Annotated in this window: 1 protein-coding gene; it reads right to left on the reverse strand. The window is 65.9% G+C overall.

Translation table 11 applies throughout. The features are described 5' to 3' along the window. On the reverse strand, positions 1-566 hold a 566-nt coding region (locus FOY53_RS22775; protein ID WP_146592550.1), incomplete at both ends, for a TonB-dependent receptor plug domain-containing protein.

The following is a 566-nucleotide window of genomic DNA, read 5'->3' on the forward strand; positions in this document are numbered from 1 at the left end:
GGCTCCAGGTCCAGCCCTTGCTGCCGCTGACGCGGTAGACCTGGCCGCCGCTTTCGAACGGCACGTTGCCGTAGACGTTCAGCTCGGCGTTGTCGTTGTTCTTCTTGGTGATGACGTTGACCACGCCGCCGGTGGCGTTGCGGCCGTAGAGCGTGCCCTGCGGTCCGCGCAGCACTTCCACCCGCTCGACGTCATAGAAATCGGATTCGAACAGGTTGTTCGAGGTCAGGGGCGCGTTGTTCAGGTGCACGCCCACGCCGGAATCGCCCGACGCCGCCACCAGCTTGGCCCCGACGCCGCGAATCTGGAAGTTGTAGCCGGTGAAGTTGCCCTTGGAGAAGTTGACGTTGGGGATCGAGGTGACGAGGTTGGGGCCGCCGTCGATCTTCTGCTTCTGCAGCATGTCCTGCGAGAAGGCCGAGACGGCGATCGGCACGTCCTGCAGCGCCTCCTCCTTCTTCTGGGCGGTGACGACCAGTTCCTCGATGACGGTGCCGCCGGCCTTGGCGGGCGGCGGGGTCTGCTGAGCGAGCGCCGGTGATCCGATGGCGATGAGAGCCCCCGCC

The organism is Puniceibacterium confluentis, from assembly GCF_007923445.1.
GTDB classification, from domain to species: Bacteria; Pseudomonadota; Alphaproteobacteria; order Rhodobacterales; family Rhodobacteraceae; genus Puniceibacterium; species Puniceibacterium confluentis.